Source organism: Pseudomonas sp. KSR10 (assembly GCF_022355455.1).
GTDB classification, from domain to species: domain Bacteria; phylum Pseudomonadota; class Gammaproteobacteria; order Pseudomonadales; family Pseudomonadaceae; genus Stutzerimonas; species Stutzerimonas stutzeri_E.
The window spans coordinates 149021-162808 of sequence record NZ_JAKOEN010000016.1 but is presented as its reverse complement, the minus strand read 5'-3'; the positions used below and the strand labels follow the sequence as shown (position 1 = coordinate 162808).

General features: G+C 60.7%; 17 protein-coding genes. 11 read left to right on the top strand and 6 right to left on the bottom strand.

Annotation, left to right across the window (positions count from 1 at the left end; all coding sequences use genetic code 11):
* Positions 1-11 precede the first annotated feature (11 nt).
* The 3 genes from mlaD to MCB86_RS07735 are packed head-to-tail and all read right to left on the bottom strand — an operon-like array spanning position 12 to position 2075.
* Positions 12-470 (bottom strand): outer membrane lipid asymmetry maintenance protein MlaD, encoded by a 459-nt coding sequence (mlaD, locus tag MCB86_RS07745; protein ID WP_239610513.1) that lies wholly within the window; start codon positions 468-470, stop codon positions 12-14.
* On the bottom strand, positions 470-1267 hold the full coding sequence (mlaE, locus tag MCB86_RS07740; RefSeq protein WP_045163504.1) for a lipid asymmetry maintenance ABC transporter permease subunit MlaE: 798 nt from the start codon (positions 1265-1267) through the stop codon (positions 470-472). Before mlaE ends, mlaD begins: the two co-directional genes overlap by 1 nt.
* Positions 1260-2075, bottom strand: coding sequence for an ATP-binding cassette domain-containing protein (locus MCB86_RS07735; RefSeq protein WP_045163505.1), 816 nt, complete (start codon positions 2073-2075; stop codon positions 1260-1262). Before MCB86_RS07735 ends, mlaE begins: the two co-directional genes overlap by 8 nt.
* Positions 2076-2338: 263 nt before the next feature.
* Between MCB86_RS07735 and MCB86_RS07730 the strand changes: the two genes are divergently transcribed.
* From MCB86_RS07730 to MCB86_RS07685, 10 genes are all read left to right on the top strand, one after another.
* Complete coding sequence (locus tag MCB86_RS07730; RefSeq protein WP_275589454.1) at positions 2339-3313, top strand: KpsF/GutQ family sugar-phosphate isomerase; 975 nt, start codon at positions 2339-2341, stop codon at positions 3311-3313.
* Positions 3314-3835 (top strand): HAD family hydrolase, encoded by a 522-nt coding sequence (locus MCB86_RS07725; RefSeq protein WP_045163506.1) that lies wholly within the window; start codon positions 3314-3316, stop codon positions 3833-3835. It abuts the gene before it with no gap.
* A gap of 8 nt (positions 3836-3843) precedes the next feature.
* On the top strand, positions 3844-4416 hold the full coding sequence (lptC, locus tag MCB86_RS07720) for an LPS export ABC transporter periplasmic protein LptC (RefSeq protein WP_045163507.1): 573 nt from the start codon (positions 3844-3846) through the stop codon (positions 4414-4416).
* The gene (gene lptA, locus MCB86_RS07715; RefSeq protein ID WP_045163508.1) at positions 4403-4951 is read left to right on the top strand and encodes a lipopolysaccharide transport periplasmic protein LptA; all 549 of its coding nucleotides are present in this window, start codon (positions 4403-4405) and stop codon (positions 4949-4951) included. The genes lptC and lptA overlap by 14 nt, the downstream gene beginning before the upstream one ends.
* Positions 4951-5676: an LPS export ABC transporter ATP-binding protein gene (gene lptB, locus MCB86_RS07710; protein WP_045163509.1), complete on the top strand. Its 726-nt coding sequence runs from the start codon at positions 4951-4953 to the stop codon at positions 5674-5676. Before lptA ends, lptB begins: the two co-directional genes overlap by 1 nt.
* Before the next feature lie 147 nt (positions 5677-5823).
* Entirely contained in the window at positions 5824-7332 is a 1509-nt protein-coding gene (locus MCB86_RS07705) for an RNA polymerase factor sigma-54 (protein ID WP_045163510.1), read from the top strand.
* A gap of 79 nt (positions 7333-7411) precedes the next feature.
* Entirely contained in the window at positions 7412-7720 is a 309-nt protein-coding gene (gene raiA / locus MCB86_RS07700) for a ribosome-associated translation inhibitor RaiA (RefSeq protein WP_045163511.1), read from the top strand.
* 6 nt (positions 7721-7726) lie between these two features.
* Positions 7727-8191: a PTS IIA-like nitrogen regulatory protein PtsN gene (ptsN, locus tag MCB86_RS07695; protein WP_045163512.1), complete on the top strand. Its 465-nt coding sequence runs from the start codon at positions 7727-7729 to the stop codon at positions 8189-8191.
* Positions 8192-8314: 123 nt separating this feature from the next.
* A complete protein-coding gene (rapZ, locus tag MCB86_RS07690; RefSeq protein WP_045163513.1) occupies positions 8315-9172 on the top strand; it encodes an RNase adapter RapZ in 858 nt (285 codons plus the stop codon).
* A gap of 8 nt (positions 9173-9180) precedes the next feature.
* Positions 9181-9453: an HPr family phosphocarrier protein gene (locus MCB86_RS07685; protein WP_045163514.1), complete on the top strand. Its 273-nt coding sequence runs from the start codon at positions 9181-9183 to the stop codon at positions 9451-9453.
* A 31-nt stretch (positions 9454-9484) separates the two neighbouring features.
* Here the strand turns inward: MCB86_RS07685 and pmbA are convergent, their stop codons facing one another.
* On the bottom strand, positions 9485-10831 hold the full coding sequence (gene pmbA / locus MCB86_RS07680; RefSeq protein WP_239610511.1) for a metalloprotease PmbA: 1347 nt from the start codon (positions 10829-10831) through the stop codon (positions 9485-9487).
* Positions 10832-10937: 106 nt separating this feature from the next.
* Here pmbA and yjgA point away from each other — a divergent pair, with 106 nt between their 5' ends.
* Positions 10938-11459: a ribosome biogenesis factor YjgA gene (yjgA, locus tag MCB86_RS07675; RefSeq protein WP_045163516.1), complete on the top strand. Its 522-nt coding sequence runs from the start codon at positions 10938-10940 to the stop codon at positions 11457-11459.
* 32 nt (positions 11460-11491) lie between these two features.
* Here the strand turns inward: yjgA and tldD are convergent, their stop codons facing one another.
* A complete protein-coding gene (gene tldD / locus MCB86_RS07670) occupies positions 11492-12934 on the bottom strand; it encodes a metalloprotease TldD (RefSeq protein WP_045163517.1) in 1443 nt (480 codons plus the stop codon).
* Between the two features lie 2 nt (positions 12935-12936).
* Complete coding sequence (locus tag MCB86_RS07665; RefSeq protein ID WP_045163518.1) at positions 12937-13782, bottom strand: carbon-nitrogen hydrolase family protein; 846 nt, start codon at positions 13780-13782, stop codon at positions 12937-12939.
* Between the last annotated feature and the right edge of the window lie 6 nt (positions 13783-13788).

Genomic DNA, 13788 nt, shown 5'->3' with positions numbered 1-13788 from the left:
GTGGATACTCCTCACTCTCTATTGACCGAATTAAGCAAAAACTTGCCGATCAGCTCTTCCAGAACCAAGGACGACTGGGTATCACGAATCGTATCGCCGTCCGCCAAAGTTTCCTCTTCGCCACCGACGCTGATACCGATATATTTCTCGCCCAGCAAGCCGGCGGTCAGAATCGACGCCGTAGAGTCGACCGGAAGAATGTCGATGTCCTTCTGGATATCCAGCGTGACACGGCCGGTATAGCTTTCACGGTCCAAATCAATCGCGGTCACCTTGCCAATGGTCACACCAGCCATGGTGACCTTGGATCGGACACTGAGACCGGCAATATTGTCGAAATAAGCGTACAGCTTGTAGGTGTCTGTACTGTCGACGTTCAGCCCACTGACCCGCAGTGAAAGCAACAGGAGCGCCAGAACGCCCGCCAGGAGGAACAGGCCAACACCGATTTCCAGGGTGCGGATACGCATCAAAAATCTCCAAACATCAAGGCGGTCAGAATAAAGTCGAGGCCGAGTACTGCCAGCGAGGCGTAAACCACGGTTCGAGTGGTGGCGCGGCTGATGCCCTCGGAGGTCGGTTCGCAGTCATAGCCCTGAAACACCGCGATCCAGGTGACCACCACGGCGAACACCATGCTCTTGATAACGCCGTTGAGCACGTCAGAGGTAAAGGTGACGCTGTTTTGCATGTTGGCCCAGAACGAGCCTTCATAAACGCCGAGCCAGTCCACGGCCACCATCGCCCCGCCCCAGATGCCGACCACGTTGAAAATCACAGTCAGCAACGGCAGAGAGATGAAGCCGGCCCATAACCGCGGCGCGATGATGTATTTCAGCGGATCGACGCCGATCATTTCAAGGCTGGACAACTGCTCGGTGGACTTCATGTTGCCGATTTCCGCAGCCAGCGCAGACCCGGCGCGCCCGGCAAACAGCAAGGCGGTGACCACCGGTCCCAGTTCACGCAGCAACGTCAGCGCCACCATCTGCCCCACCGCCTGCTCGGAGCCGTAGCTGCTGAGAATGCTGTAGCCCTGCAGCGCCAACACCATGCCGATGAAGATACCGGACACCACCACGATGGCCAGCGAGAGTACGCCGACCGAGTAAAGCTGCCGAACCAGCAACGAGAAGCGATTGCTCAACCCACTGGGCCCGAACAACGCATGGAACAGGAACAAAGTCGCCCGCCCCTGCGCCGCGACCACGTTCAGCCCGCCCTCACCAAACATCCGGATTCGCTCGATCAATGAACGCTTACGCATCGGAGCCTCGCAGCAGATCCTCGGCATAGGCCGGTGCCGGAAAATGGAAAGGCACCGGCCCGTCCGCAGCCCCTTTCATGAACTGTTGAATTCGCGGGCTGGTCGATTCGCGCAGCTCGGCGGGCGTTCCCTGCCCCAGCACCTGACCGTCACCCACCACATAGATGTAATCGGCGATGCTCGCGGTTTCAGCCAGATCATGGGAAACCACGATACTGGTAATGCCCAGGGCGTCGTTCAGCATTCTAATCAACTGCACCAGAACTCCCATGGCAATCGGGTCCTGACCGGCAAAAGGTTCGTCATACATCAGGATCTGGGGGTCCAGTGCGATCGCGCGCGCCAGCGCCACACGACGCTTCATGCCTCCGGACAGTTCGTCGGGCATCAACTCGACCGCGCCGCGCAGCCCCACTGCCTGAAGCTTCATCAGTACGATGTCGCGGATCATCTCTTCCGGCAGCTTGGTATGCACGCGCAGCGGGAAGGCCACGTTCTCGAACACGTCGAGGTCCGTGAACAGGGCGCCGCTCTGGAACAGCACGCCCATCTGCTTGCGCATGTCGAACAATTCCCGGCGCGACAGGGTCGGCAGGTTGGTGCCGGCCACCCACACCTCTCCGCGCGCGGGCCTGAGCTGGGCGGCGATCAGCCGCAACAGCGTGGTCTTGCCACAGCCGGACGGGCCCATGATGGCCGTCACCTTGCCTCGCGGTATGGCGATATCGACGTTGTTGAATATGCTCCGCTCCCCGCGCATGAAGGTCACACCCTTCAGCTCGACGGCGTTAGCGTTGGCGGCGCTCATCGGATCTCCTTGGATACAGCCTGCGAATCAGACGCCCTCCGATCTTGGGGAGATACTTCGCAGAGCCGTTTTGGCGGCGCGAACTATAGCACCGCCCTCGGGACGTCCCAAGCAAAGGCCTGTATCGGCGCATGAACGAGCGCACATTCGTTCAGCTTCGGTTCAGCTCCAACGACCACGATCGGCTCGAAAGCTTTTCGGTGAGCGGCGCTGGGTTTTACCGTTATAATCCCGCGTTTCCATTTTCAGGCGACGACGTGAACATGAGTCAGAGCAGCCAGCTGATCGAGACGGCACAGCGCACCATCCGCATGGAACTAGAGGCCGTCGAGCAACTCACGACACGGGTTGATGCGCAGTTCGTCAAGGCATGCGAGCTCATTCTCCAGTGTAAAGGCCGCGTCGTCGTGGTCGGCATGGGCAAGTCGGGACATATCGGCAACAAGATTGCCGCCACGCTCGCCAGCACCGGCACCGCCGCATTCTTCGTTCATCCGGCCGAAGCCAGTCATGGCGACATGGGCATGATCACCCGTGATGATGTCGTGCTGGCGCTTTCCAACTCGGGCACCACCAGCGAAATCGTGACGCTGCTGCCATTGATCAAGCGCCTCGGCATCACCCTGATCAGCATGACCGGCAACCCCGAGTCGGTGCTGGCCAAGGCGGCATCAGTCAACCTCGACGCGAGCGTTGCCATCGAGGCATGCCCACTGAACCTTGCGCCCACTTCGTCGACCACGGTCAGTCTGGTACTTGGAGACGCGCTGGCGATTGCCCTACTCGAAGCCCGCGGCTTCACCGCGGAGGATTTCGCCTTTTCGCATCCGGGCGGTGCACTGGGCAGGCGTCTGCTATTGAAAGTCGAACATGTCATGCATTCCGGTGATCGCCTGCCGCTGGTCAACCGCGGCACAACGCTGCGCGATGCACTGCTGGAAATGACCCAGAAAGGACTGGGCATGACAGCGGTGCTGGAAGCAGACGGCCGCCTGGCCGGAATCTTCACCGACGGCGATCTGCGCCGCACACTGGACAAAGGTATCGATGTGCGTCAGGCCAGTATCGACCAGGTCATGACGATTCACGGCAAGACCGCCCATGCCGACATGCTGGCCGCCGAAGCACTGAAGATCATGGAAGACAACAAGATCAACGCGCTGGTAGTGGTCGATGAGAGCGACCGACCGATCGGCGCGCTGAACATGCACGATCTGCTGCGTGCGGGAGTGATGTAAGTGAACGATCTACTGCGACGCGCCCGCGATATTCGCCTGGCCATTTTCGACGTCGATGGCGTGCTCACGGACGGCAAGTTGTACTTTTTAGTCGACGGTAGCGAATTCAAGACGTTCAACACCCTTGATGGTCACGGGATCAAGATGCTGATCAATTCGGGTGTGCGTACCGCTATCATCAGCGGCCGCAAGACACCGGTCGTCGAGCGCCGAGCGCAGAACCTCGGTATCCAGCACCTGTATCAGGGCCGCGAAGACAAACTGGTGGTCCTCGATGAGTTACTCACCGAGCTCGGACTCGACTACGCTGAGGTCGCCTACCTGGGCGACGATCTGCCCGATCTGCCGGTAATCCGCCGTGTCGGCCTGGGCATGGCGGTAGCCAGTGCCGATGCCTTCGTCCGCCAGCACGCGCACGGGGTCACCGCCGCCCGCGGTGGCGAGGGCGCGGCACGAGAGTTCTGCGAACTGATCATGCGCGCCCAGGGCAGTCTCGATGCAGCCCAGGCCGCCTACCTCTAGAGGTTTCAATGCTGAGCAGAATCCGTCTTCCTGTCATCCTGTTGCTGATCGCCCTGCTGCTGATCGCAGTCGGCTACTGGAACATCCGCCCCGAGAGCTTCATGCAGGAAGCTCCCGTGAGCCAGGGCGGCGAAACGCCGATCGATTTCTATGTCGTCAACTCTCGGACCATTCAGTATCAGCCAGACGGCAAGCGCAATTACGAGCTGTCCGCCGAGAAGGTGGAGCACATCAAGGCCAGTGACGTCAGCCTGCTGACTCGCCCCGACCTTCATTCCTACAGGGGCTCCGATCTGCCATGGCATGTGACCAGTGAGCGCGGTGAAGTCGGCCCACAGGGCGAGGAAGTCGAGTTGATCGACAACGTCAGGGTCGAGCGGAACGACGCCAAGGGACGCCCTACGATTATCACTTCCAGTCGAATGACGGTGTTTCCCGAGAAGGATTACGCCGAGACCCGCCAACCCGTTAGAATCGTCGCCGCAAACGGCGTAACGACCGCGACGGGTATGAAAGCGTACCTGAACGAAGGCAGGATGCTCCTGCTATCCAATGTAAGAGGCCAGCATGAGCTGCGTTAAGACCCTTCCTTTCCTGCTCGGTGTGAGCATTTTCCTGCTCGGCGCGAACGCCCATGCGCTCCCCGAGGACCGCAATCAGCCGATCCGCGTGCAGGCCGATACAGCGGAACTGGACGATCGACAGGGCGTTGCCGTGTATCGCGGCGACGTGGTCATCACCCAAGGCACCATGAAGATCACTGGCAATACGGTAACCATCACTCAGAACAAGAACGGTGATGTCGAGGTCTTCACCTCCATCGGCAAGCCCGCGTACTACGAGCAGAAGCCGGCAGCGGACAAGGAAATCGTCAAGGCGTATGGCCTGACCATCCAGTATTTCGCCGCCAACGAACGCATCGTGCTGATCGACCAGGCGAAAGTCGTGCAGGAAGGCAATACCTTCGAAGGCGAGAAAATCGTCTATGACACACAGCGGCAGATCGTCAATGCCGGCCGCGCCACCGATACCGACGTCACTACGCCGCGCCCTCGCGTGGACATGGTCATTCAGCCGCGCAAGAAGGACCAACAGGCCGCGGAGCAGACCGAGTAATGGCGATTCTCAAGGCCCAGCATCTGGCGAAAAGCTACAAAAGCCGACAGGTCGTGCGCGATGTAAGCCTGTCCATCGAAAGCGGGCAGATCGTCGGCCTGCTCGGACCGAACGGCGCCGGCAAGACCACCTGTTTCTACATGATCGTTGGCCTTGTCAAGGCCGACCAGGGACGAGTGCTGATCGACGACCAGGATGTGACCTACCTGCCTATGCATGGCCGTGCCCGGGCCGGCATCGGCTATCTGCCGCAGGAAGCCTCGATCTTTCGCAAGCTGTCGGTGACCGACAACATCATGGCGATCCTGGAAACCCGCAAGGATCTGGATCGCAGCGGTCGCCAACAGGCTCTGGAAGGGTTGCTGCAGGAATTCCACATCCACCACATCCGCGACAGCCTGGGTATGAGCCTGTCCGGCGGTGAGCGGCGCCGCGTCGAGATCGCTCGAGCATTGGCTACCGCACCCAAATTCATCCTCCTGGACGAACCTTTCGCCGGCGTCGATCCGATTTCGGTCGGGGACATCAAGCAGATCATCCACCATCTCAAAGCGAAGGGCATCGGCGTGCTCATCACCGACCACAACGTGCGCGAGACGTTGGATATCTGCGAAACCGCCTACATTGTCAACGACGGCCAACTGATTGCCGAGGGCAACGCGGAAACGATCCTGGCCAATCAGTTGGTCAAGGAAGTCTACCTCGGACACGAATTCCGACTCTGATGCCAATTTTTCCATCGAGGCGAACATCTAGGGCTAGGCAAAGGCTTCGTTAGCAGGCATATAATTTGCTTACATTGGCGCCCGCGGCGTCAGCGAAATCGGAACAGGCGCGGTTGCGCCGGCAAACAAGGTTCGAAGTCCTCTGCCATGAAACCATCGCTAGTCCTGAAGATGGGCCAGCAGCTGACGATGACACCGCAGCTGCAACAAGCCATACGACTGCTCCAATTGTCCACGCTCGATCTCCAGCAGGAGATTCAGGAAGCACTGGACTCGAATCCCATGCTCGAGCGTGAAGAGGACGGAGACGACTTCGACAACTCCGATCCGATGGCCGAGTCCATCGAAAAGAAGCCGGAAAGCACTTCGAGCGAACAGAGCGAGCCGGATAACCATTACGAAGAGCCCATCAACACGGTGGAGAACCTCGAGGAAGGCGACTGGGGCGATCGCATCCCTGAAGAGCTTCCGGTAGACACCGCCTGGGAAGATATCTATCAGACCAGCGCCAGCAGCCTTCCCAGCAGTGATGACGACGAATGGGATTTCACCACCCGCACCTCCTCCGGAGAGAGCCTGCAAAGCCATCTGCTTTGGCAACTCAATCTCGCCCCGATGAGCGACACCGATCGCCTCATTGCAGCCACCCTGATCGACTGCATCAACCCCCAGGGCTATCTCGACGAAACCCTCGAGGAAGTCCTTGAGTCTTTCGATCCTGAACTCGAAATCGAGCTCGACGAAATCGAAGTGGTACTACGCCGCATCCAGCAATTCGAACCTGCCGGGATCGGTGCGCGTGATTTGCGCGAATGCCTGCTGCTGCAACTGCGCCAGCTCCCCGAGCGGACCCCTTGGCTGGGCGAGGCGATGCGGCTGGTGAGTGACCATCTGGACACCCTCGGTGGACGCGACTACAGCCTGCTGATGCGCCGAATGAAGCTCAAGGAAGACGAACTGCGTCAGGTCATCGACCTCATTCAAACACTCAATCCACGGCCCGGCTCGCAGATCGAAGCAGGCGAACCCGAGTATGTCGTGCCCGACGTGATCGTGCGCAAGCACAATGGCCGCTGGCTGGTCGAACTGAACCAAGAGGCGATGCCGCGCCTGCGGGTAAATCCGCAGTATGCCGGCTTCGTCAAGCGTGCCGACTCCAGCGCCGACAACACTTTCATGCGCAACCAGCTGCAGGAAGCGCGCTGGTTCATCAAGAGCCTCCTCAGTCGCAACGAGACGCTGATGAAGGTCGCCACGCAGATCGTCGAGCATCAGCGTGGCTTCTTCGAGCATGGCGATGAAGCCATGAAGCCGCTGGTATTGCATGACATCGCCGAGGCGGTAGGCATGCATGAGTCGACGATCTCGCGGGTCACGACCCAGAAATATATGCACACGCCTCGCGGCATCTACGAGCTGAAATATTTCTTCTCCAGCCACGTCAGTACGGCCGAAGGTGGCGAGTGCTCTTCTACCGCCATACGCGCGATCCTCAAGAAGCTGGTCGCCGCGGAAAACCCGAAAAAGCCATTGAGCGACAGCAAGATCGCTGGTTTACTGGAGGCACAGGGTATTCAAGTTGCACGCCGCACCGTCGCCAAGTACCGCGAATCACTCGGTATTGCGCCGTCCAGCGAGCGTAAGCGGTTGATGTAATGCCAGGCGACCTGGTCGATTTCTTCCGGTGGCGGGTGCTCAGCTCGCCAATTCGCACGTGGCAAAAAGGAGATGCAGTATGCAAGTCAACATCACTGGCCTTCACCTGGAAATCACAGAAGCCCTGCGTGACTACGTCGAGGAAAAATTCGACAGACTGGAACGGCACTTCGACCGCATCATTGCCGTCCAGGTGATTCTCCAGGTCGAAAAGCTCAAGCAAAAGGCCGAAGCCACGCTGCACGTAGCCGGGCGCGAAGTCGTCGCCAACGCCGAACACGCAGATATGTACGCCGCCATAGACCTGCTTGCCGACAAGCTCGACCGGCAGCTTATCAAGCACAAAGAAAAACAGCTCGACCATAACCAGGGCGTCCTAGCTCGCTGACCCATCATGATCCGAATCGAAAACATTCTGACCCCCGGTCGTTCCTTGGTGAACGTACCGGGCGGCAGCAAGAAACGCGTCCTGGAACAGATCGCCAAGGTGCTCGGCCAAGACCTTCCAGACCTGGACTCCCAAGCCATCTTCGAGAGCTTCATCGCCCGCGAAAAACTTGGCTCCACCGGCTTCGGCAACGGAATTGCCATCCCCCATTGCCGCATGCCCGGCTGTACATCACCGCTCAGCGCGGTGCTGCGGCTCGATGCGCCAGTGGACTTCGATGCCATCGACGGCGCGCCGGTCGATCTGCTATTCGTGCTGTTGGTGCCGGAAGCGGCGACCGACGAACACCTCGAACTGCTTCGTCAGATCGCCAGCATGCTGGACCGCGAGGACGTTCGTGAACGTTTACGCCAGGCCCCAACGGGACAGCATCTGTATCAGGCTATCGTCGATATTCAGAGCGGTCGCTAGCGCAACGGCATTGCCTACGCTGAGTGAGGAAAGAGACGTGCCTTCTATCTGCCCACACCCAACCCGCCTGCGCTACGTACTGCAAGGCGTTCGAGCCGCCGCTCTGCCGGACCTCTTGCTGCGATGCGCCTGATCATCGTCAGTGGTCGGTCCGGGTCGGGCAAAAGCACGGCGCTCGACGTGCTCGAGGATAACGGCTTCTACTGCATCGACAACCTTCCCGCGGGCCTGCTGCCGGAGTTGGCGGAACGTGCATTGCTGCATACGGAGCTGCTGCAGCCGCAGGTCGCGGTATCTATCGACGCGCGTAATCTGCCGAGCCAGCTGAAGCGCTTTCCGGAACTACTCGAAGATGTCCGCGCCCGCTATATCCAGTGCGACGTGCTGTATCTCGATGCGGCGGACGAGACGCTACTCAAGCGCTTCTCGGAAACGCGACGGCGACATCCACTGACCAATCAGAATCGCTCCCTGGCCGAAGCCATTCTTGACGAAGAGCTGCTACTGGCGCCCATCATCGACCACGCCGATCTGAAGATCGACACAACGCACCTCAACCTCTATCAGCTACGTGACACGCTGAAACTGCGCCTGCTGAACAAACCTGAGCCGGGCACGGCGTTTCTCTTCGAGTCTTTTGGTTTCAAACGAGGCATGCCAGTGGACGCCGACCTGGTGTTCGACGTGCGCTGCCTGCCCAATCCTTACTGGAAAGCCGACCTGCGTGAATTTTCCGGACTGGATCAGCCCGTTGTCGATTACCTCGCGACACAAGCGGACGTCGAAGAGATGTTCCAGGACATTCTGGCCTACCTGAGTAAATGGCTTCCGCGTTTCGCCGCCAGCAACCGCGCCTATGTCACGGTCGCCATCGGTTGCACCGGTGGGCATCACCGCTCGGTCTATCTCGCTGAGCGGCTCGGTCAGGCGCTACGCGAACCCCTGAAGAACGTCCAGGTCCGCCACCGCGATCTGGCTTAGGAATACACATGCCCTCGTGCGAGATCACCATCATCAACAAGCTGGGGCTGCACGCCCGCGCGGCGGCCAAGTTCGTCGGTGTTGCCAACCAGTTCCCCTGTGACATCCGAGTCGGACGCTGTCCGGCCAGCCTCATCGACGGCAAGAGCATCATGGCCGTGATGATGCTCGCCGCCAGCAAAGGCACCATCCTGCACCTGCACGCCGAAGGTGAGCGGGAGCAGGAGGCACTCGAGGCGTTGATCGCGCTGATCGAAAACTATTTCGAAGAAGGCGAATAAAGCCACGTCAAGAAACGCGTTGCCGTTCTAGCTAGCTGCCCGCGACTTTCATCCGCTCGATCAGCACCGAGCCGGTGTGAATGCTACTGCGCGTCTCGACGTCACAGCCCACCGCGACGATCTGACGGAACATATCGCGCAGGTTGCCGGCGATGGTGACTTCCTGGACCGGAAACTGGATCTCGCCGTTCTCCACCCAAAAACCTCCGGCGCCGCGTGAGTAGTCGCCGGTCACCAGATTCAAGCCCTGCCCCATCAGTTCGGTGACCAGCAAACCACGCCCCATACGACGGATCAGTGCGGTCTGATCTTCATCGCCATGGGTAACGAAAAGGTTGTGTACACCGCCCGCGTTGGCGGTGCTGGGCATGCCCAACTTGCGTCCGGAGTAGGTTCCCAACACATAGGAAAGCAGCCTGCCCTTCTCGACGAATGGCTTGGCATAGGTCGCCAGACCATCACCGTCATAGGACGAACTGGCCAGACCACGGAGCAAATGCGGGCGCTCGTCGAGACTCAACCACTCGGGAAACAGCGTCTGCCCCAACGCATCTTCCAGATAGGAGGACTTGCGATAGAGGTTGCCACCCGAAATCGCGGCGAGGAAGTGCCCGAACAGCCCCGTCGCCAGTTCCGAGGAGAACAGCACCGGGACGTCACAGGTCGGTACGGGACGAGCGCCCAAACGGCGGACGGCGCGTTCGGCGGCACGCCGGCCAATCGACTCGGCGGACGCCAGGTCACCCGCGACACGACTGACGTCGTAGTGGTAGTCACGCTGCATCTGCCCATCGGCTTCGGCGATCATCACACTGCTGAGGCTGTGACGAGTGCTGCAGTAGGTACCGATAAAACCGTTGCTGTTGCCATAGCCGCGGCAGCCCAGATGGGTGCTAAGGCTGGTGCCGTCAGCATTTAGAATGCGTTTGTCGGTGTCGAACGCAGCTGCCTCGCAGCTAAGCGCCAGTTCGACGGCCTGGTCCGGGGAAATGTCCCACGGATGATAGAGATCGAGATCAGGCACGTCCTTGGCCATCAGCGTCGGATCGGCAAGCCCGGCGAACTCGTCTTCCGAGGCATGCTTGGCGATCGCCAGCGCGGCTGCCACGGTTTCGCGAATCGCTTCATCGCCGCTACCGGTGGTACTTGCCGAGCCTTTGCGCTGACCAACGTACAGCGTGATGCCGAAACCCTGATCCCGATTGAACTCGACCGTCTCCACTTCTCGCTGACGAACCGTGGTCGACAGGCCCTGCTCCATCGAGACGGACACCTCGCAGGCGCTGGCACCCTGCCGGCTGGCCTCCTCTATGATCCGCGCGACCTTTTCACGCAATCCGGGCAACGCATGCGGGCCGATCCCATCAATCTCGCTCATAAACACTCCAACAACTGATTCGATCCAATCGCAACCAACCGCGCTCGGCTGAGCTCCACGGCAAGGCTGCTGTTATCATGGCGGCATTCCCTACTGGACCAGCCCCATGTCTGATATTTCCGATCTCGACGGTTTCGAGGAAAAAAGCAAAACCCAGGTCAAGCGTGAACTGCATGCCCTGCAGGAGCTGGGTGAACGCCTCACGACCCTCAAGCCCGACGTCCTGGACCGCCTACCGCTCACCGATGCCCTGCGCAAGGCCCTGGGCGATGCGCCGAAGCACACCGCGCACATCGCACGCAAACGCCACCTGCAGTACATCGGCAAACTGATGCGTGATCAGGATGTCGACGCCATCCTGGCCCTGGTTGACCAGCTCGACGCCTCCACTCGGCAATACAACGAACGCTTCCATGCGCTGGAACGCTGGCGTGACCGCCTCATTGCCGGTAACGACGAAACCCTCGAAGCCTTCATTACCGAGTATCCCGAGACCGACCGCCAGCATCTACGTGGCCTGATCCGCCACGCTCAGCACGAAGCGGCACGAAACAAGCCGCCTGCAGCCAGCCGCAAGATCTTCAAGTACATCCGCGGGCTGGACGAGACCCTGCGCGGCTTGCGCTAGGTACTGGCACATCGTTATGACCCGACGCTGCGTCAAGCCCCTGTGCCACCAACCGTGATGCCATCGATCTTCAGGGTCGGCTGACCCACACCGACCGGTACCGACTGGCCGTCTTTGCCACAAGTGCCAACGCCGCTATCCAGCGCCAGGTCGGTACCGACCATCGAGACCTTGTTCATTACCTCCGGTCCATTGCCGATCAAGGTGGCGCCCTTCACCGGCGCGGTAATCTTGCCATCCTCGATCAAGTAAGCCTCGCTGGTCGAGAACACGAACTTGCCGCTGGTGATGTCCACCTGCCCGCCGCCGAGGCTCGCGCAGTAGATGCCCTTTTTCACCGAGCGAATGATTTCCTCCGGATCGCTCTCGCCGGCCAGCATGTAGGTGTTGGTCATCCGCGGCATCGGCAGGTGAGCATAGGACTCGCGTCGGCCGTTGCCGGTAGGTGCGACGCCCATCAAGCGCGCGTTGAGCTTGTCCTGAATGTAACCCTTGAGTATGCCGTTCTCGATCAGCGTGGTGCACTGAGTAGGCGTGCCCTCGTCGTCTACGCTGAGCGACCCGCGGCGGTTGGCCAGCGTGCCGTCGTCAACGATGGTGCACAGTTTGGACGCCACCTGCTGACCGATCCGACCGCTGTAGGCCGAACTGCCCTTGCGATTGAAGTCACCTTCCAGGCCATGACCTACCGCCTCATGCAGCAATACCCCGGACCAGCCTGGCCCGAGCACCACCGGCAGCGTGCCGGCCGGTGCCGCCACGGCCTCAAGGTTGACCAGCGCCTGTCGCAGCGCCTCGCGCGCATAGCCCATAGCCCGGTCTTCGCTGAGGAAGTAATCGTATCCGGTACGCCCGCCGCCACCCTGGCCGCCACGCTCACGACGGCCGTTCTGCTCGACGATGACGCTGACGTTGAAGCGCACCAGCGGGCGAATATCCGCTGCCATGCCGCCGTCAAGGCCGGCCACCAGAATGTGCTCCCATACGCCCGCCAGGCTGACCGTGACCTGCTTGATACGCGGATCCAGGGCCCGCGTCGCGACGTCGATCCGCTTGAGCAGCTCGACTTTCTCTGCTCGACCGAGCCCGTCCAGCGGGTTGTCTCGGCCATACAGCGGCGCGAAGTCGGCCTTCGACAGCACCTGCACACGGCCTTGCTGGCCGCCGCGGGCAATCGAGCGCGCGGCCTCGGCGGCCTGGCGCAGCGCATCAGCGGTGATCGCGTTGCTGTAGGCGAAACCGGTCTTTTCACCGGACAGCGCGCGCACGCCCACACCTTGCTCCAGGTGGAAGCCGCCTTCCTTGACGATGCCGTCTTCCAGCACCCAGGACTCGGTCACCTGGTCCTGGAAATACAGATCCGCGGCATCGATGCCGGGGCCGGCCAACTCGCCGAGCAAACCCGGCAGGTCATCGAGTTCCAACCCACCCGGTGTCAGCAGGCGCTCGGTGACAGGTAACAACAGTTCACTCATATCTACTCCAAGGTGCCCGAGACAATGCGGGGCGCAGTGAATCGGCGATGGTCCAGCACGGGCATGCGCTGACGCGTCGCAGCCTGATCGGCCGCATCTCGGTCGGCTACCAGTGCCGCTTCGCCCGTCGGTTGCTCGCCCAACACACGCCCCCAGTAATCCACGATAGACGAATGACCATGGGTCAACCGTCCGCCAGGGTGTTCGCCCCCCTGTGCTGCGGCCAGCATATAGCATTGCGTCTCGATGGCCCGCGTGCGTATCAACATCTCCCAATGCGCCTGGCCGGTGACGGTGGTAAAAGCCGACGGGACGCTGATCAACTCGGCGCCGGCCAACCGCAGGGCCGCATACAGCTCGGCGAAACGCAGGTCATAGCAGACCGTCATGCCCAGTCGTCCCACCGGCGTATCGACGACCACCATCCGCTCGCCCGCCGCGTAGTCGTCCGACTCCCGATAACGGCCACGCGCGTCACTGATCTGGGCGTCGAACAAATGCAGTTTGTCGTACCGCGCAATCCGCTCGCCTTGGTCATCGACCAGCAACGAACAGGCTCTGACCTTCGCCTGCGGCTGATCATCCGGCGGCAACGGCAGCGTGCCGGCGACTATCCATAACCTGAGGTCGCGGGCCGTCTGTTTCAACCATGGCAGGATCGGTCCGGTGCCCTCGGCTTCGGCTCGGCCCACCGCCGGCAGGTCGGTCCGCCCCATGGCGGCGAAGTTTTCCGGCAGGACCGCGAGCCGCGCACCGCCCTCGGCGGCCTGTTCCAACAGCCGCCTGGCATTGGCGAGATTGGCCTGAATGTCGGCCTGACTGACCATCTGAATGACGGCGAGGCTCATGCTTGA